We start from the raw sequence: 23,424 nt of genomic DNA on the forward strand, positions 1-23,424 counted from the left end.
CCCGCGCACCGCGGGCCGTCCGACGCCGCTTGACGAGAAGAGGTCCCCGATGGCCGCACAGCTCTCCGACCGGGCCAAGGCCCTGATCGACGGCAAGAGCTTCGCCGTGGTCTCCACCATCCAGCCCGACGGCAGCCCCCAGTCCTCGGTGGTCTGGGTCAAGCGGGACGGCGACGACGTCCTCTTCTCCACGGTGGAGGGCCGCCGCAAGCACCTCAACCTGCTGAAGGACCCGCGGATCTCGCTGGTGGTCAACCCGCCGGAGAGTCCCTACTCCTACGTGGAGTTGCGCGGCGAGGCCACCCTCACCCGGGAGGGCGGCAAGGAGCTGATCGACGAGCTGGCGCGCAAGTACCGCGGCGAGGAGTCCTACGGCTACGACGGCCCGGAGGACGTCCGGGTGGTGGTCCGGCTCAGCCCGCGCAAGGTGGTCGGCAACCTCTGAGAGAGCCAGGCGGAGCGGGTGACTCCGGTAGGCCATGAAGAAGAAACGGCGTAGCCGCGGTATTGACATTCGAGAATGTCGCGGGGCACCCCCTCATGCCCACTACGCTTGACGCTGTGAGCATTCGCCTGTACGACACCAGCACCCGCCAGGTACGCGACTTCGTCCCGCTTGTACCGGGTTGTGTCTCGATCTACCTGTGCGGCGCTACCGTCCAGTCGGCGCCACACATCGGGCACATCCGGTCCGGGCTCAACTTCGACATCATGCAGCGGTGGTTCGCCTACCGCGGCTACCAGGTGACCTTCGCGCGCAACGTCACCGACATCGACGACAAGGTCATCGCCAAGGAGCGCCAGCTCGGCACGCCGTGGTGGCAGATCGCCTACGCCAACGAGCGGGCCTTCAACGACGGCTACGCGGCGCTCGGCTGCCTCCCGCCGACCGTCGAGCCGCGGGCCACCGGGCACATCCCCGAGATGATCGAGATGATGCGGACGCTCATCGCGAAGGGGCACGCCTACGCGTCGGACGGCAACGTCTACTTCGACGTGAAGTCCTTCCCCGGGTACCTCGAACTCTCCAACCAGAAGCTGGAGAACCTGCGCCAGCCCGAGGGCGAGGGCGAGACCGGCAAGCGCGACCCGCGCGACTTCGCGATGTGGAAGACCGCCAAGGCCGGTGAGCCGAGCTGGGAGACCCCGTGGGGCAGCGGCCGTCCCGGCTGGCACCTGGAGTGCTCCGCGATGGCGCACAAGTACCTGGGCCGGGCCTTCGACGTCCACGGCGGCGGGATCGACCTGATCTTCCCGCACCACGAGAACGAGATCGCCCAGTCCAAGGCGTACGGCGACGACTTCGCGAACTTCTGGGTGCACAACGCCTGGGTCACCATGAGCGGCGAGAAGATGAGCAAGTCGCTCGGCAACTCGGTGCTGGTCTCCGAGATGGTCGAGCGCTGGCGTCCGATCGTGCTCCGGTACTACCTGGCGGCCCCGCACTACCGCTCGATGATCGAGTACAGCGAGGAGTCGCTGCGCGAGGCCGAGGCCGGTTTCGGCCGGATCGAGGGCTTCGTCCAGCGCGTGGTCGAGCGCTGCGGCGCGGTCGACGCGGCGCCCGAGGTGCCGCCGGCCTTCGCCGAGGCGATGGACGACGACCTGGGCGTTCCCCAGGCGCTGGCCATCGTGCACACCGCCGTCCGCCAGGGCAACAGCGCCCTCACCGCGGACGACAAGGAGAACGCGGTGGCGCGTCTGGCCGAGGTCCGTGCGATGCTCGGAGTACTGGGCCTCGACCCGCTGGACCCGCAGTGGACCGGGGCCGAGCACGGTGAGGACCTCCACGGGGTCGTCGACTCGCTGGTCAGGCTGGTCCTGGAGCAGCGGCAGGCGGCCCGGACCCGCAAGGACTTCGCCACCGCGGATGCCATCCGTGACCAGCTCGGCGAGGCCGGGCTGGCGATCGAGGACACCCCGTCCGGCCCGCGCTGGACGATCAACAACCAGTAACTCCATCCGAGCGATGGGGTGAGGGTGGGCCGTACCGAACCGGTGCGGCCCTCCCGCATGACGTAGCGCATGTCGTCGGCCGGCACCGGGTTCACGGTGCGGCCGGGCATGCCGGACAGACAGGAAGTACAGCCATGGCCGGCAACAGTGCACGCAGGAACCGCCGCAACCCCGGGTCGAAGAAGGGCGCGAGTGTCGGTACCGGCGGCCACAGCCGGAAGGCGCTCCAGGGCAAGGGCCCGACGCCCCCCGGCGCGGAGCGCAAGGGGCACCCGAAGCAGCGCGCGGCCAACGCCGCGGTCAAGCGCGAGCGGGACGCCAAGGCCCGGGCCGGCATGCGCCGGGCCGGCGGTGGCGGCAAGGGCGGCCGTGGCGGTGCCGGCGCGGCGGAGCTGGTCTTCGGCCGCAACTCGGTGGTCGAGGCCCTGCAGGGCGGGGTGCCGGCCACCGCGCTCTACGTCCTGCAGTTCATCGACACCGACGACCGGGTGCGCGACGCCTTCCAGGCCGCGAACGACCGGGGCATCCCGCTGATGGAGGCCCCGCGCCCGCAGCTGGACCAGATGACCGGCAACATGAACCACCAGGGCCTGGTGCTGCAGGTCCCGCCGTACGAGTACGCGCACCCCGAGGACCTGCTGGCGCAGGCCGCGGACAACGGCGAGGACGCGCTGATCATGGCGCTCGACGGGGTCACCGACTCGCGCAACCTCGGCGCCGTGGTCCGCTCCGCCGCCGCCTTCGGCGCGCACGGCGTGGTCATCCCCGAGCGCCGGGCGGCGGGCATGACCGCCGGTGCCTGGAAGACCTCCTCCGGTGCCGCGGCGCGGCTGCCCGTCGCCCGGGCCACCAACCTGACCCGGACGCTGGAGGCCTACCAGAAGGCCGGCGTGATGGTGGTCGGCCTGGCCGCCGACGGCGAGGCCGAGATCGGTGACCTGGAGGCGCTGGCCGGTCCGGTCGTGATCGTCGCGGGCAGTGAGGGCAAGGGCCTGTCCCGGCTGGTCTCGGAGACCTGTGACATCCGCGTGCGGATCCCGATGCCGGGTGCCACCGAGTCGCTGAACGCCGGCGTCGCCGCGGGCATCGTGCTGTACGAGGCCGCGCGCCTGCGCAGCAAGGTCGGCTGACACCTCCCGACGCGCGGCCCGGCCGGGCCGTCGTACCGCGCCGGGCCCGACCGGGCCGGCGGGCGGTACGGCGGTCCGGCCGGGCCGTTTCCGTGCCCGGGTGAGCCGTTTCGCCGCAGCACAGCGGGGTCGGGCGGCGCAGGAGATCTTCCGGATTCTCCGCAGTCCGCCCGCAATTCGGGTGAAAGCGACCGGGCCCGACCGGGCCCGATCGCTTTTCTCATGATCACTTCAAGTGGGCGCCGGACATCCACTCGGGAGAGTGTCCTAACCGGGTGTCACCCGGTTAGACGGGTGTGGACACCAGAACACCTCGGCGCCCCCTCCTGGGCAACGGCAGCACCGGGATAGACGCGGGCCCCGGCCTCAATACCGTCAAGGTGCCGTCCGACCCCGCGCGCCTCAGCGTCACCCAGGCCAGCTTCCGGCTGCGGCTCGGCACCCCGGTGGCGCCGCTGATCGACGCCCCGGCCGGAGCGCTCTCCACCGGGGCCGCGTTCGGCGACCCGTACGCCGGCCAGGGCCTGATCCGCCGTCCGCTGGTCACCCCGCAGGTGGTCGTGCCCGCCTCGGCCGTACCGGCGCTCGCCGGGGCCGGCGGTGCCGGCGGTGCCGGCGCGCCGCGGCGCAAGGGCCGGGTCACCGCCGTCACCTGGAGCGGCCAGGCGCCCCCCGGGGACCAGGCGGCCACCCGGCTGCTGGAGGCCGTCCGGCTGACCGGCGTGCCCGCGCCGGCCGGGGTCGGCGGGCGCGCCCCGGGCGGCTCCACGGCCGACGACGACACCCGGGTGATCCCGTCGTACGCGGGTGCCCGGACGGTCCCGCGCCAGCCGCGCGAGGGCGCCGGTACCGCCACCGAGGCGGGCGTCGGCCCGGTCGGCGCGCCCCAGGGCTGGACGCCCAGCGGCGAGCTGCCCGAGGTCTCCGCCACCGCCGGTGAGGGCAAGCCGCCGTGGTACCCCGGCCGCCGGGTGGACCTCGGCCTGGTGCTGCTGCCGTTGCGCGCGGTGCTGGGCTCGCTCTCGGTCTACGCCGGGTTCAGCAAGCTCTGCGACCCGGTGTACTTCGACGGCGGCGAGCGCGGCTCGATGATGCGCTGGCTCTCCTCGCTGCACCCCTGGAAGGTCGCCGAACCGCTGCTGTCGTTCGCGATGGCGCACCCGGTGGGCTCGGGGCTGGTGGTCTCGTTCACCGAGATCGTGGTGGGCGTGCTGACCATCCTGGGCCTCTGGCAGCGGCTCGCGGCCGGAGCGGCGATGCTGCTCTCCGCCGCCCTGCTGTTCACCGTCAGCTGGCGGGCCGTGCCGGTCTACGACACGCCCGACCTGATCTTCCTGGCGGCCTGGAGCCCGCTGCTGATCGCCGGAGCGCCGTTCGCCTCGTTGGACGGGCGGCTCAACCTGGAGGCGTGGCGGCGCCACGGCTCGGTCGCGCCGGCGGCACTGCGCCGGCGGGTGCTGCGGCGCGGTGCGGTGGTCACCGCGGTCGTGGTCGGCCTGACCCTGCTGCTCGGGTCGATGCTGGGCGCGGCGGTCCGCACCGGCGGCCGTCCGCACCCCGGGCCGTCCCGGCCGGCGACGGACTACGGCACGCCGGTCTGGCCGAGTGGCGGGCCCTCCGCCACCCCCGGTGGGCAGGGGCCGTCCACCTCGCCCGCGCCCGCGCGGCCGGCCTCGCCGGCGGCCGGCTCGTCCGCGCCGTCCTCCTCGGCGCCGGCCCAGGGCACGGCCTCGCCGAAGGCCGGGACGCCCACGCCGAGCGGCAAGGCGCGGTCCACCAAGCCGGAGAGCGGTCCGAGTTCGGCCCCGGCGGCGCCGCAGACCGCGGCCCCGGCCGCCTCGGCGCCCGCGTCGCGCAGCACCCCGGCCCCGGGCAACGGTTCGGGGGCGGCGCCCAAGCCGAGCCCGAGCAGCAGCTCCGGCTCGGGGCTGCTCGGCGGCGTGCTGGGCAGCGGGCCGCTGGCCGAGCTGTCCGGCGGCGGGGCCCGGAACTCCCGGCCGGGGTCGCCGACGGCGACCTGACGGGTCGTCGGGCCGTCGGGCCCTCGGGGACGACAGGTGGCCGGGTGCTCCGTGGGGGAGCACCCGGCCACCTGTTCGTGGTCCCGGGGCCGGGGGCCCGAGGGCCGTGGGGCCGCCGCCGGGGTGGGTTACCGGGGCGTGTGGCCGGCTCCGGCGGCGAGTTCCTTGGCCGCCTCGGTGAGGTCCTTCGCGGTGTCGATGGCGCGCCAGTAGACGCCCTGCGGTAGCTGGTACCCCGCCAGGCGCTTGCCGCGCGCGAGTTGGGGGAACGTGGTCCGCTCGTGGTCCCCGACGTCCGGCAGCAGCTCGGCGAACTCCGGGCTGAAGACGTACAGGCCGGCGTTGATCAGGAAGGGCGAGGGCGGCGCCTCGATGAAGTCCAGCACGTTGCCGAACTGGTCCGTCTCCACCGCGCCCCACGGGATGCGCGGACGGGCCAGGGCGAGCGTCGCTACGGCGTCCCGCTCGTGGTGGAAGGCGGCCATGTCGCGCAGGCTGAAGCGGGTCCAGATGTCGCCGTTGGTGGCGTACCAGGGCTCGTCCGGCCGGGGCAGCGCCTTGGCGGCGTACTTCAGACCGCCGCCGCGGCCCAGCGGTTCGGCCTCGACGACGGTGCGGACCTTCAGCGGCAGGTCGGTCCGGTCGAGCCACTCCTCCAGCACGCCGGCCAGGTGACCGCACGAGATGACCACGTCGGTGACGCCCTCGGAGGCGAGCCAGGAGAGCTGGTGTCCGAGGATCGGCGTCCCCGTGCCGGGGATCTCGACCAGCGGTTTCGGCCGGTCGTCCGTGTAGGGCCGCAGCCGGGAGCCCTGGCCGCCGGCCAGGATGACGGCCTGGGTGACGGCCGTCGTGCCGGGCGGGGCCGCCGACGGCTGTGGTGCCTGAGCCGTCTGCGGAGCCTGCGGTGCCTGTGGTGCCCGGGCGGACGTGAGGTCGGCGGCGGAGCCGGAGTCAGCGGTCATGCCTGCACAATAGGGCGGCCGCCGGGGCGTGGCACCCCTAGGCGGCGACCCCGGAGGCGAACGAGCCGTCACAGACCGGCCGGGCGAAGGACCGGGCGCGCTGGACGTCCCCCTGGTACTTGCGCACGGCCGCCTTGCCGAGCTCACCGGCGAGCGAGGTGCAGTACGGCGTCAGGGCCGGCTGCTCGCGCATCGAGCGCTCCAGCAGGTCCAGCGCGCTACCCGGGTTGTGCGCGCGCAACTCCTCCAGCAGGGCCACGCGCAGGGCGTCCTGCGGAGCCAGGCCCTCCGGGGCCTTGGCCGCGGGCACCCGGCCGATGCCGGCGCCGTCCTCGCTGGAGGCTGCCACGACCTGCTGGTCCAGCCCGGTCGGCGGAGCCCACGGCACCCTGGTCACGGCGAGGGTGCCGGTGGTCACCAGGACCACGGGCAGGGTCAGGGCGATGGTCTGGCCGATTCGGCGAACTAGCTGCTTCACGCTCAGGAGAGTAGCGCTGGGTGGGGCCCGGATCGCCCTCCGTTACACCATCGAGTGACGTGGTGTCCGGGTTCGTCCCTTCACCGTGTTGACGCGGGTGGTGCGGACGGCCGAACGACGGCGGAGCCCCGCCGGACCACGCGGTCCGGCGGGGCTCCGCCCGGGTCGTTCGCCGCCGCGAGCGTCAGTTGCTCAGGCGGGCACCGCTGCTGGTGGAGAACACGTGGGTCTCGTTGGCGATCGGCACGACGTGGATGGTCTCGCCGCGCTGCGGGATCTGGCGGCCGTGCACGCGCACGACCAGGTCCTTGTCCTCGCCGCCGAGCTTGGTGGTGCCGTAGACGAAGCCGTCCGAGCCGAGCTCCTCGACCACGTTGACGGTCACGGCGACGCCCTCGATGCCGCCGGCCGGGACGATCTCGAAGTGCTCCGGGCGGACGCCGACGGTCACCGACTTGTCGGTGCCGGCGCCGGAGAGGTCCTCGCGGGAGATGTTGACGATCGAGCCGCCGAACTTCACCCCGCCGTCCACCAGCGGCACGTCGATCAGGTTCATCGCGGGCGAGCCGATGAAGCCGGCCACGAAGAGGTTGGCGGGCCGGTCGTACATGTTGCGCGGGGTGTCGACCTGCTGCAGCACGCCGCCCTTGAGCACCGCGACGCGGTCGCCCATGGTGAGCGCCTCGGTCTGGTCGTGGGTGACGTACACGGTGGTGATGCCCAGGCGGCGCTGCAGGCCCGCGATCTGGGTGCGGGTGGAGACGCGGAGCTTGGCGTCGAGGTTCGACAGCGGCTCGTCCATCAGGAAGACCTGCGGCTCGCGGACGATCGCGCGGCCCATCGCGACACGCTGGCGCTGACCGCCGGAGAGCGCCTTCGGCTTGCGGTCCAGGTACTCGGTGAGGTCGAGGATCTTCGCGGCCTCTTCGACCTTGGTGCGGATCTCGGTCTTGTTGACGCCCGCGATCTTGAGCGCGAAGCCCATGTTCTCCGCGACGGTCATGTGCGGGTAGAGCGCGTAGTTCTGGAACACCATGGCGATGTCCCGGTCCTTCGGCGGCAGGTGCGTGACGTCGCGGTCGCCGATGCGGATCGCGCCGGCGTTCACGTCCTCCAGGCCGGCCAGCATCCGGAGGCTGGTGGACTTGCCACAGCCGGAGGGGCCGACCAGGACGAGGAACTCACCGTCCGCGATCTCCAGGTCCAGCGCGTCCACGGAGGGCTTGTCGGACCCGGGGTAGACACGGGTCGCCTTGTCGTACGTCACAGAAGCCATGGCTGTGCTCTCCTTCACCGGCAGGAACGTGCCGGACGATCCGAGTAAAGGTGGATGTCGTGGCGGGCCCGCTCCTGGTCCGAACCACGGCGCGGGTCAACTCCGGGCGACGCTACCTGCGCCTACGCCGCTTGTCAGCCCCCGGACCCCTGGAATTCGGCATCGGTTCCATCACGCCCGCCCCACCCGCGATCCCCCGGATATGCCACCACCGCCCCACGGCCGCCCGGTAGACTGCCCCCGGTGCCGCCGTGACCTCGTCGCGGACGGTCACCATGCCTCCTTAGCTCAGCTGGCCAGAGCACCGCTCTTGTAAAGCGGGGGTCGTCGGTTCGAACCCGACAGGGGGCTCAGTAGCGGACAGGGCAGAAGGGCCAGCTCACCGGAGTGATTCGGAGGAGCTGGCCCTTCGTCGTCGCTGCGGTCCTACCCGGGCTGTGCCACGGGCGTGCCAGAAGTCGCCGACGAGAAGTTGCAACGACCGGCCGCGGCCACACGGAGAAGCCTAGGATCCGGTCATGACCCAAGAGAAGCTCGGCATGATCCTCGGCTCTGTGGCCAAGAAGATGCATGCCGACTTTGAGCAGTCCCGGAACTTCAACCACAACGGTGAGGCCGGCGCGTCACGCGAGGCGCTGGTACGTGAGTTCTTCTCGGGCTACCTGCCGTCGCATGTTGAGGCTGTCCACAGTGCTGAGATTGTGGCCTCTGCCGGGCAGGTTTCGCCTCAGTGCGACATCGTACTTATTGACCGAGGGACGCCGCCGTTCACCACACTCAACGGCTATAGAATCATCCCTAATGAGTGCGTCTACGGCGTGGTTGAGGTAAAGACGAAACTCGACAAGGCACAGTTGGTGGATGCCTGCGAAAAAATTGCCAAGGTTCGCAGGCTTGGAAAAGTGGCCTACCGGCCAGTTCCGGGGCTCATTCCTCGTTCCACATCGGCGTATGGCAAGAAGTTTAGCTTCTTCCCGACGTCTGGGATGATCGTCGCCTTCGGCAGTCTCAAGCTTGGGACAATTGGCGACCATCTGATGGAATGGTGCGCGGGGCGCGACCCAATCGAGTGGCCGGACAGTGTGTGGGTCCTTGGTGAAGGTCACTTGCAATGGACCGATCCCAAGAATGGTAACCTTGACAGGTCGCCATCGCCGGGGTCATCGCTCATGCAGGTGGATGCGGTGCCGGATCAGGACATTTTGTTGCCCATGGCTCTCCATTTGAACATCCATTTCTCCGATGCGTGGATGCACCCACTAGACCTGGTGCCCTATTCCGGTGCGACACCGTTGGGGTTTGCTGCAAAGAAATGGAGCTTTTAGAAAGTGGTGGATGCTGCTCCAATCGCTAGCGGTGGTTAGCGATTGGAGCAGCGCCCGCCGTGGACTAGCGCAGGGCTGGGATGTCTGGGCCGGTAAATCGACCATCGCTCAGCTGGTGCACCAAGCCGATCTGGTGGCGCTCAAGCAGGGCACGAATGTCCGGGTCTGGAGCTGTGGGAAGCAGCACCACCTGGCGAGGCTCATGCGGATGAGCTTCTGTCTTCACGTATCGGCCGTAGTCGAGCAGCTGGCCGATGGCCATGCGTACGTCCTCGCGGGAGCTTGAGCCCTTTGCTTCGTAGAGTACGTGAGCGGTGGCGTCGTAGAGGTCGGTGCGAAGGGTTGAGCTCAGACCCTCGACTCTGATCTGAAATGCACCCACCTTATGTCCAGCTGATTCCAAGTGGGCCCTGTACGCCTTTGTCAGTGCGGCCTCACGGCGAACGGCGATGCTTGCTGCGGTCGCGGCCCTGAGGCTCATCTCCGTGTTAAAGGCCTCGGACACGACAAAGATGCCCTCGGTAGATGCGTGCCCGGTCCGCTTCTTAGCGGACCCCTTTGCTCCGGCCCGTTGCGCCGGAAGGGATAGTGCCCCTTGGGTTGCTGGTCCCGAGTTCAACATTGATGCCGTGATCGGCTGAAACTGGACGAAGTCAGCGGTGGTTTCCGTGGCCGCAGGAAGGGCATCCGATGTAGAGCTTTCGAATGCGCCATCTGGCCGGAGGCGGAAGATGATTACGCTTCGTACCTCGCCATTTTCTCCACGCACCTTCCGCCAGACGTACGGAAGTCGCTGGTCAAGGTTGAAGGCGCCGACGTAACGGTGCGTCGCTGTCGCAGTTCCCTTAACGGTGCCTGCGCGGATGAATACCCTCAGCTTTCGGCCTTGCTCGGCATGGCGGAGGATTGCGCGGTTGCCTAGCCCGAGCGTGCCCTCAAACGTCTGATCGCCAGTCAGGCCCGCCCCGGTATATTCAAAGACAGGCCCTAGCTCGTCTTCCTCTGCTAGCCACCCGTCGTAGTAGCCGACGTGCTCCCCGACGCTTGGATCAGAGTAGAGGTTGACACTCTTCTTTTCGCCCGAGGGGCAGATGCCACCCTGCGGGCTTCCTCCGAATTCCTGTCGGATCTGTGCCCGAGTGCGGATGTCGCCGGGAGCCATCGGGCCGAGGGAGGTCGTCATGGCCAGACCCTAGATCATGGCGCTGACATGTCGAGGTCTGAATCTGGAAGTTGTCTCCCCTGGGACGCCGGAAGGCCAGCCCTGTGCGCGCGGGGTGGCGCGGACAGAGCTGGCCGGCGGGGGTGCTGGTTGAGTTGCGTGCAAGCGGTCCCGCTACTCAGATGCCCCCGAGCCGCTTGTAGGCGGTTCATTGAGTAGTGCCTGGCGGACGGCTTCGCCCATGCGGTCAGCGATGGCGCGGTCCCGGTCGCTGGTCATGTGCTGGTAGATCAGTGCGGCCCGGGTGGTGCTGTGGCCCATCCTGGTCATGAGCTCCCGGGTACTGGCACCGTTCTGCGCGGCGATGTTGTTGCCGGTGTGCCGGACATCGTGGAAGTGGACATTCGGGGAGACGCCGGCCTTGGCCTTGGCGGCCGTCCAGTCATCCCGGAAGTTGCTCCGGCGGAGCGTGCCGCCCCGGGGGCCGACGAAGAATAGTCCCTCCTGCCCCTTGGCTGCGTGACGCTCCAGGTGTCGTTCGAGGTCCGGGACAATCAGGTCCGGGAACGAGACCGGGCGGAAGCCGGCGCGGCTCTTCGGCGCCTTGGTGATCAGCTTGCCGTTGCTCAGCTCGGCCTGGTTCCGGCGGACCCAGAGGATTCGGGTGTCCAGGTCGACGTCCCGCCGGCGGAGCGCGGCCAGCTCGCCGAGCCGGAGCGTGGTGAACGCGGTCAGCAGCACCAGCGCCCGCCACTGCGGCTGGATGGCCGCGGCAACGGCGTACACCTCGCGGATGGTCAGGACCGGGCGCTCCGGGACGTCGTAGGTGTCGGCGCCCGTGATCCGGCACGGGTTGCGCTTGATCAGCTCGTCGTCCACTGCGGTGGTCATGATGCTGCGGAGGAGCTGGTACGCCTTGACCACAGTCGGCTCGCCGACTCCCGCTTCCAGGAGGCGGGTACGCCACGTCCGGACCCGAGCGGGCGTGATGTCGGAGAGGAAACGCGCGCCGAACGCCGGCATGATGTGCAGCCGGAGAACGCCCTCGTACCGCTCCCGGGTGGTGTCCTCCAACTTCCGCTCTTTGAGCCACTCGTCGGCGAAGTCACCGAATTTGACCTTCCCGGCGTCCGGGTCGGTCCACTGGTCGCGCTTGATGTCGGCCTCGATGAGCGTGAGCGCAACTTCGGCGTCCGTCTTGGTGGGGTAGGTCTCCTCACCGGGCCGCATCAGGCCGGTGACCGGATCGGGATAGCGGATCTGCCATCGGCCGGAGGGAAGTTGGCGGACCGAGCCGAAGCGCCGGCGGTTGCCCCTGGAGTTGGCCATCACGCCACCTTCCGGAGCGGCCGGCGGCGGGTGGTCACCGGCTGCACCGTCCGTTCGGCGATGAACGCGTCGACGGCAGAGGCGGGGATCCGCACGAGGTGGCCAACCTTGACGAAGGCGATCCGGCGCTCGGCGATCAGTCGGCGGGGAAAGCGCTCCCCGCTGGTCTCCCAGGTGCCGAGCCGTTCGGCGACCTGTGCGGCGGTCAACAGGCGGTCAGCCATGGGTTGGTTCTCCTTCCGTACCGGGTGCGGGTTGGATAGCAGCGGCGAGCCACTGTTCGCCACGAGTGAGGCCGTGGCCGGCGAAGACCCAATGGGCGAGGACGAGCGTGGTCTCCTCGGTGGCGAGAGCCTCGGGGCCATGGAGGCGTTCTAGCGTCTGAGCGCGGCGCCAGGCCGTTCGGGCGTCGCGGAGTGCGCCGAGGGTGGTGGAGTACTTGCGGGTCTTCGTGGAGAAGTGGCCGCGGAAGCCGAGCATGTGCGCCCAGGCGCGGAGCCGGAGACCGGCCAGGTCGGGGCGGGCACCGAGGTTCCAGCAGGTTCGGATGAGCCGGCGGGCGTGTTCGGGGATGTCGTACTGGGCGATCTCGGCAAGCAGGCGCATGGGGCGGTCCAGGGTGCCGGTCGCGGTTTCGGCGCCCTTGGTGGCGTACTTGGCGATGTAGGCGGCGACGGCCCGTTCGGTGATCGGGACGGGCCCTGCGAAGTCGGCGTTGCGGATCGTGCGGATGTCGAGCTGCCTGCCGAAGGCGAACCGGTGCTCGCGGCCGTCGACCAGCGGGCCGGGGATCTCGGTCCGGTCGGCGGCGGCGCGGATTGCATCGGTCAGCAGCTCGGCGGAGGCCCAAACCGGCGGACGCTCGTTGCCACCCTCGGGGCCGTCGAGGCGGATGACCGCGTGGAAGTGGATCGCGCCGCGCTTCTGGTACTCGGCGACCTTGCCGAACGAGATGCGGGCGAAGTCCCGGAACTCCCGCTGCGTCAGTCCGGCCCGCTTGGCGACTTCCCGGCGGAGGTGGATCGAGAAGCGGGCCCAGAGCTTGCCCGCGTGCGCGTTCCACAGGACGGCACCCTCGTAGTCGTACGTCTCCGGGGTGAGCGGCGATCCGAGGGCCGGATCATCGGCTGCGTGGGCGGTGCCGCAGCGGCAGCGGCCGGCGGAGGGCCGGTTGTGGACCGGGCCGAAGCCAGGTGCGGTGAAGGTGGCGAAGACCCGGGGGTGGGTGGCGACCGTCTCGGGAGTGCCCTTGCCGCCGACGAGTCCGGCGGTGATCAGGTGGTACGTGTCGCGGCGATACGTTTCAGCACAGGACGGGCAGCGGGTGACGCGGCGGTTGCCGCAGCGTACGAGCAGGTTCCCGGCGGGCAGATCGGCGGAGTCCAGGTGGTGGAGGAGCTGTCCGGTCGATTCGTTGATCTCGGTGCGCCAGCCGGCAAGCCGGATGGGCGACGTGCAGCCGGCGAGGCCGGAGAGCTGCCGCATGAGGGCGGGCATGGTGCCGAGGCTGGCGAGGCCGACGAGATCGGCCACCGGGACGGGGGCAACGGCGGTCATGGTGGTTCACCTCCAAGTCGGGAGGGGCCCCGGAGCTCAACGTGGGCTCCGGGGCTGTGATCAGACGATTCGGGTGCCTTGAGTTCGAGTCACCCGGCGTTGCGGCGTCGCTCGCTGTAACCCCACCGCTCGTACTCGGCGGCGAGGCCGTCCTCCCGGTCGGCGGCGAGGTGGTAGCGGATCGTGGCGTCGGCGACCTGTTCGGCGTTGCCGTGATTGGCGGCTTTGGCCGCGTTCGTCCACGCCTCTCGCCTGTCGTTGGACGCGCCCTTCCAAGCCTTGAACGCCTGGGTTGCGCGCAGCTCGGTAGCGTCGCGCACGTAACGCTCCTCCGGGGTCTCGCTCGACTTGCGGTTGAACAGTCCCATGACGGGTCGTCCCTTCTTGAAGAGGTTCTACTGCTGGGCGGCGGGCTTCTGGTGCTGCTCGGTCCACTGCTCCGCGCACACCTTGTGGACGGGCTTGCCGCGGTCGGAGCGCAGGTTGGTCGGCTTGTCGCAGACGCCACAGGGGGCGGGCTTCTGGGCCCAGTGGCGGGAATCGCGCCAGTCGAGGAGGGCCATGTCAGATGGCCTTGGCGACCAGGGCCAGCAGGCGGGCGACGGTGCCGGCGCCGTGGCAGGTCGGGCAGCTGACCGGGACGGTCGCGCGGGAGCCGTCGCGGAGGCGCACGCCCGTGGCGATGTGCGCCGTGGCGTGACCCGAGCAGTCCGGGCAGATCCGACTCGGGGCGTGGCTGTGCTGGGGCATGATGGTGCTCTCCTTCGTGGGCTTCGGTTCGGGAAGGGGTTGCGGCCTCGGGGCGGCGGGATGCTTGGCGGCGTGTTGCCGCCCCGGGGCTGGTCTTGAGGTCAGCGGCGGCGGGAGGTGCGGCCGTCGCGCTTGTGCGCGTACATGTCCCGGTCGGCGGCGGCGAGCGCGTCCGTGAGCGAGACGACCGGCAGCTCCGCGACGGGGCAGATGCCCACCGAGGCGGCGGCCGGGAGCAGGTAGCCCGCATAGGCAACCGGCCGGTGGAGGGCCGCGAGCAGGCCAGGCAGGCGGCCGGGGCCGTCCAGGACGACGGCAGCGAACTCGTCCCCGCCGAGGCGGGCGGCAACGCCGGAGCGGCCGACCCAGGTGGAGAGGCGTTCGGCGGTGGCGGCGAGTACCGCATCGCCGGCGGCGTGGCCGTGGGTGTCGTTAGTCGCCTTGAAGTCGTCCAGATCGATCAGCAGCACCGACGCGCGGTCGGGGTAGTGCTCGATCAACCGGTGGGCGCGGGTGGTGAAGCCGTCGCGGGTGTGGAGCCCGGTGAGCGGGTCACGGCGGGCGGTGGCCAGGCGGCGGTTCAGCCAGGCGCTGTGGGTGGTCCATCCGATCAGCGGTGCACCGGCGGCAAAGATCGTGGGCAGATCCATGAGCGGTCCTTCGTGATGGGCGGTGGAGGGTTGCGATCTCCGGGACGGCGGGATGCTGGCGGCGTGTTGGCCGTCCCTGGGGAGGTCAGAGGCCGAGCGACAGAGCGCGGGCGGCGGCGCGGTCGAGCAGGTGGTGGATGTCGGCCTGCCGCGTGGTGGGTCGGTCGTTGAACTCGTCCGGGGAGCGCACAGGGCGACCGGTGGCGTGCAGGGTCTCCATGAGCTGAATTCGGGCGGTCTGGACGGTGGTCGGGGTGCCGTAGCCGTGGACGAGGACGGCGGTCTGGGCGCCGAGGAGGCAGACCCGGCCGGCGGAGTCCCACATGGCGCCCTGCAACCAGCCCACGGCGGTGATGTACCGGGAGACGAGCCGCAGGTGGTCGCTGGCAGTCACCGGGACCGGACGAGCCGGGCGCCGGGTGAGCCGGTCGAGCAGGGTGAGCTGCGGAAGCGGGTACCCGGAGTTCCAGGGCTGCACGGTGGAGCCGAGCGGAGAGATGTACGGGACCGGGACGCGGACCGGGGCGGGCAGCGTGGCCAAGTACGCCTCGATCTCGGCGGCCAGGCCGGAGCCGTCGACCGTGACCAGCGGCGGCAGGTTCAGGAGTGTGACGTTCATGCGAACTCTCCGATCTGGTCGGCTACTTGGCGCCGGTCTTGTTGATGACCTCGACACTGTCGCGGGTGGTCTTGTCGATCAGCGGGCCGGCCGAGGAGCCGGCGAGGTAGAAGCCGAGGAGGACGAGTGCGGCGACGGCCCACCAGCGCAGGCGGAGATTCCGCACGATGAACCAGGCGACGAGCGCGAGTACCGGGAGGAGGGGCAGCGAGATGTTCATCAGGCCGTTCCTTCAGACGAGTTCGGCGACGAGGGCCGAGGCGAGCGGATCTTTGATGCCGAGCCGAGTGCGGAGCGTCGCGGCGTCGATCGGGTTGCCGGTGCGGGTGCGGTGGTCGTCGGCGACCTTCCGGGCGTGGTCGAGGAGGAAGGACGGGACGGTCGGGACCGCTGCGGAAGCCGGCTCCGGAGTCGGCTCCGGCGAGGGAATTGGGGCGAGCTCCGGGACGGGAGGCGGCGGGAGCACTTCAGTCGGCTCGGTCACCGGCTCGGCAGCCGGGGAGTAGAGCGGCGGCAGTTCGTCGTCCTTGGGGGCGACCTGGTCAGGTTCAACCGGAGTGGCGTCCGGCGTGGGCACGGCCGTCGAGTGGGCCAGCAGGGTGCCGCCCAAGAACGCGGCCGCGGGCCAGCCGGCGACGAGCACGCGGAGCCAGGCCGGGGCGTTGCCGAGGTCGAGCAGTCCGGCGGTGCCGACGTTGGCGCCGAGCGAGGCGGCCAGGGCAATGACGAACCAGCACCAGGCGAGCCGGACCGAGGCCCCGGACCGCAGCCGACGCCAGGCGGCGACGAGCAGTAGGTCGACGGACACCGGGTAGGCCCAGGACTTCCAGCCGGCCTGACCGGCGGACTCTGCGAGGTCGTGCAGGTGGGCGAAGGACAGTGCGGCAGCGATCACCGCTTGCGCCAGGACGGCGTCCAGCTTGGGAAGTCGGCGCATGTCGGTTCACCTCCAGTTCGGCGGGTTGGAGACCGGGCGAGCCGGCGGTGGGCCGCCCGGTCTCGGCGAGTGGGTGCTACCTGGTACGGGTCGTGCGGCGGGACGCAGTGATGTAGACGCGGCGCTGGCCGGGGTTCCGGGCGGGGTACTCCTTGACGTCGTGCACCGTCCAGAGGCGGCACAGGTCGGCGACCACAGCGGCCACGGAGTCGATGTCGCAGGTCACGCGGATCCGGATCACTGGTGCACCTCCATGGCGACCCCGGTGCCGAGGCAGTCGAGGCACGTGGCTTCCTGCTCGGCGAGCCGGCGGCGGTGCGGGCCGCGGCCGGTGTAGACGACCTCGGTGATCTGACCGGTGCCCTCGCAGGGCTGGCAGGGCGCGGGCTTGGGCGCCGACGGGCGCTTGCGGGCGGCCACGGCGGTCACCGGTTCACGCGCTGGGCGCGGGCGGCGGCACGGGCGTCGCGGGCGACCTCGGCGGCGTCGCGGTCGCCCGGGTTGGCCTTGGCGATGCGCTCCAACAGGTCGGCCTTATCAGCCAGCAGCGGACCGGGGTTGCCACCCCTCTCAGCGTTGGCCTTGAGCCGGCCGATGAAGGCGCCGATCTCGGCGATGGAGGGCTTGTGGGACACGGGCGTTCTCCTTCGGTTCGGGGCATGGCGGGGGCAGGGACTTGGCGTGGGGCGGTCACGCCGACCGTGGGCGGGGGCTCTACTCGGAGGCCGGAACCGGCGCGAAGATCGGCGGTGCCGAGGGCATCGGCGGGACGCTCACCGCAGCGGCAGCCGATGCGACCTGCGGGCGGAAGGCCGCGAGGCGCGGCAGCGTCGGCACCAGGTGACGGAAGTTCGCGCAGCGGTCAGCGACTTCGGAAAGCGAGCGATACGGCGTGCGGATCTCGGACCAGCGGCCCGAGGTGTCACCGGCGACAGCAACCCCGGGCATGTCGGGGCTGATCCGGGTAGCGGCGAGCATGGCCGTCTCGGAGATGTCGCCGAGGCCCATGCGCGCGGTCTCCAGGTCGTTGACCCGGTGGACAGTGCGGCCGGTGAGCTGGGAACGGAGCAGCGTGGCACCCTTGCCCAACTCTGAGCCGAAGCGCTGACCCGAGATATCCAGGAAGATGCCGGCGGCGCGGGCGAGTTGGGCGAGACGGATGAGCGCGATGACGATCTGGTTCCGTCGTTCCTCATCGGCCTTGCCGGCGGCGAGGAAGAGTTCGGCGATCTCGTCCACCAGGACCACGATCGGCACCGGTCGGACCTTGGCGGGCAGGCCCCAGATGTCGGCGGTCACATCCTCAGCAGCTACCGAACCGGGGACACCCTGATGAGCGCGGATCAGGTCGTAACGGTCGTCCATCTCGACCAGCAGCGCCAGCAGCAGTCCGAGCGCTTCGCCCGGATCGGTGGCCAGGGCGGACAGCCGCGGGGCGAAGGGGCGCTGTTCCACGCCGCGCTTGCAGTCGATGCCCACCAGGGCGACTGGCTGAGCGGCAAGGCCATGGACCAGGTTCCGGGTGTACATCGACTTGCCGGACTGATTGGCGCCGAGGTTGAGCCCGTTGGGGACCTGCCGGAAGTCCCGGTAGTGGACGGTTCCGTCAGCTCGGACTGCGACCGGGACCCGCAGCAGGCCGGCGGACTTGGCGGTGGCCCGGCGCGGCATGCGGACGTTTCGCAGCACGTCGAAGCCGACCACCCGCAGGTCCACCACACCGGGCTTGACCTCCGAGGCGTACACCGCGTGGACACCCCAGGCGTGCCGCAGTCGCTCGGTGGCGTTCAGCATGTCTGCCGTCTCCTGACCGCGGGCGAGCCGGAGCCGTATCCGGAGTCCGGTCGAGCTGGCGGTGATGCTGCGGATCTTGGGCATCGCGGGGCGCGCCGGTCGGTTGGTGGCCGAGGAGGCCATCGCCCGCCAGAACGAGGGCTCGACGGTGAGGCCGCACGCCTCCATCACGTTCTCGTAGTCGCGCCGGATGCGGTGGACGGTCAGTGGCAGGCCGACGGTCGCCCAGTAGGTGCGCGGGAGCTTGGCCCTCGCGTAGAGGGCGCCGGAACCGAGGGCTGCAGCGGGGACGCCCAGCTCAATGAGCGCCGTCGTCAAGGCGTCCATGGCGATCAGGCGCTCGCGCCGGCGAAGGCCGGAGCGGACGTGACGGTCACGGCGTCGGCGCGGAACGCGATGCCCGAGCGCTTCTGACCGTTGAACTCGTTCTCCCACGGCCGCGCGATGAGCCGGGTGACACTGACCAGCATGCCGGGCGCCAGACCGTCCGGGATGCCCGGCTGCGGGACGGTCAGGGACAGGATGTCAGCCTCGCCGTTGGCCACGAAGGTGACGTCCAGGGTGACCAGCGGCGCGCCGGTCTCGGTGTCCATAGCCATCTCGCCGGTACGGCGGTCCTTGAGCTTCGGGCGGGGCGCCTGGGCGACCATCACCAGCGCGGCGGTCGTGTCGACGGGGATGAAGCGCATGAGCTGGGCTCCTTCATCTGGTCCGGGGGGAGCTATCGACCCTCGGAGCAGCCTCACCACGGCAGATACCGGGTGTCATCAGCACCTCATGAGATCTTGTCTTCAAGTCCTCATTAGGAGTTGCTGTCCCCATGACTATGACGGCTCATCAGCTAGTCGTCAACACCTCTTTAGGACTTAGGATGAGCGGGAGACCCCGACAGGACGGTGACCAGCACCATGGCGAAGCGCTACGAGCAGATCGCGGCCAAGCTCACGGCCCAGATCGATGACGGAAGCCTGCCCCCGGGCGAGCGGCTCCCCGCTGAGACTGAGCTGGCCGACATCTACGAGGTGAGCGTTCCGACCGTGCGCCAGGCGGTCGGAGTGCTCCAGGCGCAAGGGCTGGTCGACAAGCAGCACGGTCGGGGCACGTTCGTCCGCCGGCAGCCGACCCCGGTCACGCGCGACAATCTGCGGCATCAGTGGGAGAAGGACCGCGCCCGCGAGTCGGAGGCGGAGCGGTTGAAGACCGGCGCCACCGAGCACGACACCGGGCTCACCGTGAACGATCTGGTGTTCGCGGCCAAGTACGAGCAGACGCCGGCGGATGCCGATCTCGCCGCAGCGTTCGGCATCCCCGAGGGGACGATCCTGCTCCAGCGCACCTACCGCACCCGCTACAGCGAGGAGCGCGCACCGTTCAACGTCGCCCGGTCCTACCTCGTACTCGACATGATCGCGGGGAACCCGGACCTGCTCAGCGAGGACCAGGAGCCGTGGCCGGGTGGCACGCAGAACCAGCTCTTCAGCGTCGGGATCGAGCTGGACCGCGTCGTGGAGACCTTCCGCACCCGGCCCCCGACGCCGGAGGAAACCGAAGAACTCGGCCTGCCGATGGGTGTGTCCGTGATCCTCCTCCGGAAGACTTGCATCGACACGACAGACCGCGTGGTCGAGGTCGCCGATGTGGTGCTCCCGGGTGACCGTACTGAAATGGTCTACACAACCAAGCTGAACAGGTGGTGAGCATGACCAACCTCGTTACCGTCATCACGGCTGTCCACGGCCCGAGCGCCGAGTATCTGGCGGATGCCTACAAGTCCTTGCTGGAGCAGGATTTGCCGGACGGGTGGGACTGGCAGTGGGTGATCCAGGAAGACAGCGAGACGGACGACGTCGCCCCGCACGTCCCGGACGACGCTCGGATCAGCTTCGGCCAGGGCCGGCACGGGCGGGCGGGCATGGCGCGCACGATGGGGCTGTCCCGGGCCACCGGGCAGTTCGTGAAGGTGCTCGACGCCGACGACATGCTGCCACCCGGGACACTGGCGCGGGATCTTGCAGTGCTCACCGCCCGGCCGGACGTGGCGTGGACGACATCCCGCGTGCTCGACCTGTTGCCGGACGGCAGCACGGTCGGCTTCGACCAGGACCCGCCGGCCGGACCGGTCGAGCGCGGCGAGGTGCTGGCCCACTGGAAGGCGCACGACTTCCGTGCCCAGGTGCACCCTGCGACGCTGTGTGTGCGACGGGATTTGCTGCTCGCGCTCGGCGGGTGGATGGCGCTTCCGGCGTCCGAGGACACCGGGCTGCTGCTGGCGCTCAACGCGGTCAGCCGCGGGTGGTTCATCGAGGAGACCGGACTCCTGTATCGGAAGTGGCCCGGGCAGAGCACCCACCAGGCGGCGCACAGCCAGGAGGTGGAGCGAGCGGCCCGCATGGCCGTCGTCCAGGCCCGGGCGGAGGCGCTGTTGGCGCTGGAGAATTGGCGGATCGACGCTGGCTGAACGTGATGCGGCAGGACCGGCCCTGGCAGTTCGCTGGGGCCGTTTCGCTGCCCGGGCTCAGGAGGCGCGGTCGGTCGACTCGCCGGCAGTCCGGGCGCCAGGCAGCAGGAGCCCACGAGCGGTGTGTCGGTCGCCCTCAAAGCGGCCCCCGACACCAAGGTCGGCGCGAGCGGCTTCGTGGAACCGGTTGATCGCCTTGAATGCTTCGGTGTGCAATGCCCGCCAGTCGGCAAGGGTGCCGTCGACCATCCCGCGAGCCTGCCAGCCGATCGCTGCAAGGGTCTCCTGGATCGCGTGAGCTGCCTCGATCACCTCGTCGCCGGCGAGCAGCATGACCCGCTCGAAGGCCTTGGCCTGGTCCCCACCAGCCTCGGTCAGCTCCATCGACAGCTCGTGTTCAGTACGAGGCATCTGCCGGATCTCTTCCCGGACTTCGTACAGGAGGACTGAGATGTGGATCGTGGTCCGGACCTGCCCGACGTAGTCGGCGTAGGCGTCCAGCTTCTTCTCGTCCCAGCGGAGCCGTAGCCCGTCCTTGCGCCTGCTCCGCTCCATCAGGCTGTTCGTCAGGTACGTCGTGAGCCCACCGAGAACCACGGCCGCGATGGTCACAAGCTGGGTGATCGTATCCATGGCCCCCGCGCAGGATGGTGAAGAACCGTCAGTTCATAGCTTGCCGATCATAGGCGGCCAGCCGGCCCAGAAGCAGGGGGAAGGGGGAGGTGAGGGGGTGGGATGAAGGGGAGGAGGGATGCGTAAAACTCTTCTCTACGGGTTCAAGGGCGCGCGCGGCGCGCCAGCGCGCGGCCCTGCCGCTCGCCGCCGCTCCTGTCTGCGCCCCGCGGCGGCGGCGTCGGCCGCGCCAGGCGGGAGGACATGGGTACAGGTCACTACCGGCCGTGGCTGGTGACGGGTGGCTCCACGGTTTTACCCACCTGCCAGGACCGGGACCCGCGTCGAGCAAGACCGGGGGGCCACTCGGCCAAATTGCGGTCAGGCCCAGAAGCCCTGACCGAGTCGCAACAGCTTACGGCCCCCCGATCATGCTCGACCCCAGACCAGACAGGACACCGGCCAAAACCGCTCCACCACCCCTGAGCGTGTGCTTCCGTCGCTGGAACCTCTGTTCTGGGCTCGTCCCCGCGGGGGTGCTCACCCAGCGTTGGCGCATCAACCTGTTGTGGCGTCTGTCAAATGCACAACGACGGGAGGTTGTAGATTTAGGTTGTGGATTTGGATGAGCTGACGACGATCATCGCTGACCTCCGCAGCGAAGGAAGTGACTTCGCTGAGGTCGAGGTCAAGCTCGCGGCTGGGGGGTTCCCCCAGGTTGCTGAGTCGCTATCGGCGTTCGCCAACACCCCCGGAGGAGGAACCCTCATCCTCGGCTTGGATGAGGCCCGCCACTTCAGCGCGGTGGGTGTGTACGACGCCACGGCTTGCAAGAAGGCGCTAGCGTCAGTGGCTCGCTCGGCGCTTCAGCCGCCGGTCACTCTCCGTGTTTTCGACTTCAGTCTGGAGGGTGCGGCGCTTGTTGTTGCCGAAGTAGACGAGATCCCTAGCTCTGCAAAGCCATGCAAGGTGAGGTCAACCGGGAAGGCTTACCTGCGTAGCTATGATGGCGACTATGAGATCTCGCAGATAGAGGAGCAGGCCTTTTTGGCCAATCGTGAGACTCCCAAGTTTGACATCTCTCCGGTTCCTGAAGCCGGCAGGGGGGATCTCAACCCTGATCTCGTCGCAGCCTATCTAGAGACATGTAAAAGGTCATCTAGCTCCCTAGCTAGATTTTCGGATGAGCAGATCCTGGTTAAGACTGGCGTGGTCGATGCAGAATCCGGGCATCCGACGCTAGCTGGAATTCTAGCACTTGGCGAGTATCCTCAGCAGTTCTTTCCGAACCTCGTTATTCAAGCTAGTCTCGCCCCCGGGCCGAATGACCCTGCGGGGACGAGAGCTGTTGACTCGAGGAAGTTCGATGGCCCGATTCCTGTAATGCTGGATGAAGCATTGAAGTGGGTCCAGCGAAACACCAGGAGCCGGGTACGGTTTGGTGCCAATGGGCACGGAAGGGATGAGCCTGAGTATCCGACGGAGGCTGTTCGGGAGCTTCTGTCGAATGCCCTTATCCATCGAGACCTTGGGCCATATGCACTACCGGAACCAATCTCCCTGAAGCTCGACATCTCGCAGCTCGTTCTGAGTAACCCGGGCGGACTGTGGGGTGTCACGGTCGATCGTCTGGGTAAGGGGGGCGTGTCATCTGCGCGCAACGGCCACCTGCTGAGAATCTGCCAGAATGTCAGGTTTGGCAGGGACTTGCGAGTGGTTGAGGGTTTGGCCAGTGGAATTCCTACGGTATTGGAAAGCCTGAGCCGGGCGGGGATGGTCCCGCCCAGGTTTCATGACCAGGTTGTTCGGTTTACCGTGAGGGTGCCAAACCACACCCTGTTGGGGCCCGAGGATCTTAACTGGCTTGCTACCCTGCCTGCGGCAAGTTCCCTGGATGATACCCAGAGGCATGCGCTAGTGGCGATGCGCCACGGTAAGAGATGGACCAATAGCACGCTGCGTGAGGCGTTCCCCATGGACTCCAGGGAGGCCCGATCGGCGCTGGCTGGTTTGGTCGATTCTGGAGTGGCTGTAGCTATGGGGGAGCGAGGCGGACGCGTTTATCAGCTTAGCCCTAATATTGCCGGGGAAAATGGTGTTGCGCGAGAAAGCTCGCTGACGTTGTTTGATTCGGAGCCGGAGGTCATTGGCGAACTTTGGCAACCAAAGCCTAGGACGCGCGAGGCCGGCTTGCTGAACGAATTGCTGATCAAGGGGTTGCTCGCTAAAGGCCCCATGGCGGCGGCAGATATTGCCGACAGGTCGGGATTGACTCCACGTCAGGTTGCGTATGCGCTCAGTAAAATGCACAAGGCTGGCGAAGTGGTGCGCTCTGGTGGAAAGGGAAGAAAGACCGTCTATAGCATCCCAGGCAGTGTCGCGACTGACCAATAGGGGATGACGTC

At 69.3% G+C, this 23,424-nt stretch carries 28 protein-coding genes and 1 tRNA gene; 9 read left to right on the top strand and 20 right to left on the bottom strand.

Annotation, left to right across the window (positions count from 1 at the left end; genetic code table 11):
* Nucleotides 1-49: 49 nt before the first annotated feature.
* The 4 genes from ABZ495_RS02900 (at nucleotide 50) to ABZ495_RS02915 (ending at nucleotide 5,107) form a co-directional block, all read left to right on the top strand.
* Nucleotides 50-445: a PPOX class F420-dependent oxidoreductase gene (locus tag ABZ495_RS02900; RefSeq protein ID WP_329488383.1), complete on the top strand. Its 396-nt coding sequence runs from the start codon at nucleotides 50-52 to the stop codon at nucleotides 443-445.
* A 116-nt stretch (nucleotides 446-561) separates the two neighbouring features.
* Nucleotides 562-1,956, top strand: coding sequence for a cysteine--tRNA ligase (cysS, locus tag ABZ495_RS02905; protein ID WP_359834125.1), 1,395 nt, complete (start codon nucleotides 562-564; stop codon nucleotides 1,954-1,956).
* A 134-nt stretch (nucleotides 1,957-2,090) separates the two neighbouring features.
* The gene (gene rlmB / locus ABZ495_RS02910; RefSeq protein ID WP_352286100.1) at nucleotides 2,091-3,086 is read left to right on the top strand and encodes a 23S rRNA (guanosine(2251)-2'-O)-methyltransferase RlmB; all 996 of its coding nucleotides are present in this window, start codon (nucleotides 2,091-2,093) and stop codon (nucleotides 3,084-3,086) included.
* Nucleotides 3,087-3,466: 380 nt separating this feature from the next.
* Entirely contained in the window at nucleotides 3,467-5,107 is a 1,641-nt protein-coding gene (locus tag ABZ495_RS02915; RefSeq protein ID WP_359834127.1) for a DoxX family membrane protein, read from the top strand.
* A gap of 128 nt (nucleotides 5,108-5,235) precedes the next feature.
* On the opposite strand, the gene ABZ495_RS02920 is transcribed toward ABZ495_RS02915, so the two are convergent.
* The 3 genes from ABZ495_RS02920 to ugpC all read right to left on the bottom strand — a co-directional run bounded on the left by ABZ495_RS02920 (nucleotide 5,236) and on the right by ugpC (nucleotide 7,826).
* The gene (locus ABZ495_RS02920) at nucleotides 5,236-6,072 is read right to left on the bottom strand and encodes a nucleotidyltransferase family protein (RefSeq protein ID WP_359805192.1); all 837 of its coding nucleotides are present in this window, start codon (nucleotides 6,070-6,072) and stop codon (nucleotides 5,236-5,238) included.
* Nucleotides 6,073-6,109: 37 nt separating this feature from the next.
* Nucleotides 6,110-6,550: a hypothetical protein gene (locus ABZ495_RS02925; RefSeq protein WP_329488377.1), complete on the bottom strand. Its 441-nt coding sequence runs from the start codon at nucleotides 6,548-6,550 to the stop codon at nucleotides 6,110-6,112.
* A 184-nt stretch (nucleotides 6,551-6,734) separates the two neighbouring features.
* Nucleotides 6,735-7,826, bottom strand: coding sequence for a sn-glycerol-3-phosphate ABC transporter ATP-binding protein UgpC (gene ugpC / locus ABZ495_RS02930; protein WP_329488376.1), 1,092 nt, complete (start codon nucleotides 7,824-7,826; stop codon nucleotides 6,735-6,737).
* Nucleotides 7,827-8,103: 277 nt separating this feature from the next.
* On the opposite strand from ugpC, the gene ABZ495_RS02935 reads away from it, so the two are divergent.
* Both ABZ495_RS02935 and ABZ495_RS02940 read left to right on the top strand, forming a co-directional pair.
* Nucleotides 8,104-8,177, top strand: a tRNA-Thr gene (locus ABZ495_RS02935).
* Nucleotides 8,178-8,344: 167 nt separating this feature from the next.
* Entirely contained in the window at nucleotides 8,345-9,151 is an 807-nt protein-coding gene (locus ABZ495_RS02940) for a DUF6602 domain-containing protein (RefSeq protein ID WP_359834129.1), read from the top strand.
* A gap of 64 nt (nucleotides 9,152-9,215) precedes the next feature.
* Here ABZ495_RS02940 and ABZ495_RS02945 read toward each other — a convergent pair whose 3' ends face one another.
* The 16 genes from ABZ495_RS02945 to ABZ495_RS03020 form a co-directional block, all read right to left on the bottom strand.
* Nucleotides 9,216-10,334, bottom strand: coding sequence for a hypothetical protein (locus ABZ495_RS02945; protein WP_359834131.1), 1,119 nt, complete (start codon nucleotides 10,332-10,334; stop codon nucleotides 9,216-9,218).
* A 153-nt stretch (nucleotides 10,335-10,487) separates the two neighbouring features.
* Nucleotides 10,488-11,642 carry a site-specific integrase gene (locus ABZ495_RS02950; RefSeq protein WP_359834132.1) on the bottom strand — a complete coding sequence of 385 codons (1,155 nt, stop codon included), beginning with the start codon at nucleotides 11,640-11,642 and terminating at the stop codon, nucleotides 10,488-10,490.
* On the bottom strand, nucleotides 11,642-11,866 hold the full coding sequence (locus ABZ495_RS02955) for an excisionase family DNA-binding protein (RefSeq protein WP_359834134.1): 225 nt from the start codon (nucleotides 11,864-11,866) through the stop codon (nucleotides 11,642-11,644). Before ABZ495_RS02955 ends, ABZ495_RS02950 begins: the two co-directional genes overlap by 1 nt.
* Nucleotides 11,859-13,199 carry a replication initiator gene (locus ABZ495_RS02960; protein ID WP_359834136.1) on the bottom strand — a complete coding sequence of 447 codons (1,341 nt, stop codon included), beginning with the start codon at nucleotides 13,197-13,199 and terminating at the stop codon, nucleotides 11,859-11,861. Before ABZ495_RS02960 ends, ABZ495_RS02955 begins: the two co-directional genes overlap by 8 nt.
* Nucleotides 13,200-13,288: 89 nt before the next feature.
* Nucleotides 13,289-13,567 carry a hypothetical protein gene (locus tag ABZ495_RS02965; protein ID WP_359834137.1) on the bottom strand — a complete coding sequence of 93 codons (279 nt, stop codon included), beginning with the start codon at nucleotides 13,565-13,567 and terminating at the stop codon, nucleotides 13,289-13,291.
* A 27-nt stretch (nucleotides 13,568-13,594) separates the two neighbouring features.
* Nucleotides 13,595-13,762: a hypothetical protein gene (locus tag ABZ495_RS02970; RefSeq protein ID WP_359834138.1), complete on the bottom strand. Its 168-nt coding sequence runs from the start codon at nucleotides 13,760-13,762 to the stop codon at nucleotides 13,595-13,597.
* Nucleotide 13,763: 1 nt separating this feature from the next.
* A complete protein-coding gene (locus ABZ495_RS02975; RefSeq protein WP_359834140.1) occupies nucleotides 13,764-13,949 on the bottom strand; it encodes a hypothetical protein in 186 nt (61 codons plus the stop codon).
* 101 nt (nucleotides 13,950-14,050) lie between these two features.
* Nucleotides 14,051-14,599: a GGDEF domain-containing protein gene (locus tag ABZ495_RS02980; protein WP_359834142.1), complete on the bottom strand. Its 549-nt coding sequence runs from the start codon at nucleotides 14,597-14,599 to the stop codon at nucleotides 14,051-14,053.
* Nucleotides 14,600-14,684: 85 nt separating this feature from the next.
* Nucleotides 14,685-15,218, bottom strand: a complete 534-nt coding sequence (locus ABZ495_RS02985) for a hypothetical protein (protein ID WP_359834144.1) — start codon at nucleotides 15,216-15,218, stop codon at nucleotides 14,685-14,687.
* Nucleotides 15,219-15,240: 22 nt separating this feature from the next.
* The gene (locus ABZ495_RS02990) at nucleotides 15,241-15,438 is read right to left on the bottom strand and encodes a hypothetical protein (RefSeq protein WP_359834146.1); all 198 of its coding nucleotides are present in this window, start codon (nucleotides 15,436-15,438) and stop codon (nucleotides 15,241-15,243) included.
* Between the two features lie 12 nt (nucleotides 15,439-15,450).
* Nucleotides 15,451-16,155, bottom strand: coding sequence for a DUF2637 domain-containing protein (locus tag ABZ495_RS02995; protein WP_359834148.1), 705 nt, complete (start codon nucleotides 16,153-16,155; stop codon nucleotides 15,451-15,453).
* Between the two features lie 76 nt (nucleotides 16,156-16,231).
* Nucleotides 16,232-16,396, bottom strand: a complete 165-nt coding sequence (locus tag ABZ495_RS03000) for a hypothetical protein (protein ID WP_359834150.1) — start codon at nucleotides 16,394-16,396, stop codon at nucleotides 16,232-16,234.
* Entirely contained in the window at nucleotides 16,393-16,584 is a 192-nt protein-coding gene (locus ABZ495_RS03005) for a hypothetical protein (RefSeq protein ID WP_359834152.1), read from the bottom strand. The genes ABZ495_RS03000 and ABZ495_RS03005 overlap by 4 nt, the downstream gene beginning before the upstream one ends.
* Complete coding sequence (locus ABZ495_RS03010; protein WP_359834154.1) at nucleotides 16,581-16,790, bottom strand: hypothetical protein; 210 nt, start codon at nucleotides 16,788-16,790, stop codon at nucleotides 16,581-16,583. The genes ABZ495_RS03005 and ABZ495_RS03010 overlap by 4 nt, the downstream gene beginning before the upstream one ends.
* A 79-nt stretch (nucleotides 16,791-16,869) precedes the next feature.
* Nucleotides 16,870-18,276: an FtsK/SpoIIIE domain-containing protein gene (locus tag ABZ495_RS03015; RefSeq protein ID WP_359834156.1), complete on the bottom strand. Its 1,407-nt coding sequence runs from the start codon at nucleotides 18,274-18,276 to the stop codon at nucleotides 16,870-16,872.
* Nucleotides 18,277-18,281: 5 nt separating this feature from the next.
* Nucleotides 18,282-18,638 carry a hypothetical protein gene (locus tag ABZ495_RS03020; RefSeq protein ID WP_352289669.1) on the bottom strand — a complete coding sequence of 119 codons (357 nt, stop codon included), beginning with the start codon at nucleotides 18,636-18,638 and terminating at the stop codon, nucleotides 18,282-18,284.
* 219 nt (nucleotides 18,639-18,857) lie between these two features.
* Here ABZ495_RS03020 and ABZ495_RS03025 point away from each other — a divergent pair, with 219 nt between their 5' ends.
* Nucleotides 18,858-19,646, top strand: coding sequence for a GntR family transcriptional regulator (locus tag ABZ495_RS03025; protein ID WP_359834196.1), 789 nt, complete (start codon nucleotides 18,858-18,860; stop codon nucleotides 19,644-19,646).
* A gap of 2 nt (nucleotides 19,647-19,648) precedes the next feature.
* Nucleotides 19,649-20,407, top strand: coding sequence for a glycosyltransferase (locus ABZ495_RS03030; RefSeq protein WP_359834158.1), 759 nt, complete (start codon nucleotides 19,649-19,651; stop codon nucleotides 20,405-20,407).
* A 57-nt stretch (nucleotides 20,408-20,464) separates the two neighbouring features.
* On the opposite strand, the gene ABZ495_RS03035 is transcribed toward ABZ495_RS03030, so the two are convergent.
* Entirely contained in the window at nucleotides 20,465-21,040 is a 576-nt protein-coding gene (locus ABZ495_RS03035; protein WP_359834159.1) for a hypothetical protein, read from the bottom strand.
* Between the two features lie 600 nt (nucleotides 21,041-21,640).
* Between ABZ495_RS03035 and ABZ495_RS03040 the strand changes: the two genes are divergently transcribed.
* Nucleotides 21,641-23,413: a crosslink repair DNA glycosylase YcaQ family protein gene (locus tag ABZ495_RS03040; RefSeq protein ID WP_359834161.1), complete on the top strand. Its 1,773-nt coding sequence runs from the start codon at nucleotides 21,641-21,643 to the stop codon at nucleotides 23,411-23,413.
* The last annotated feature ends 11 nt before the right edge of the window (nucleotides 23,414-23,424 follow it).

This window comes from Kitasatospora sp. NPDC005748, from assembly GCF_040630735.1.
Lineage (GTDB): Bacteria > Actinomycetota > Actinomycetes > Streptomycetales > Streptomycetaceae > Kitasatospora.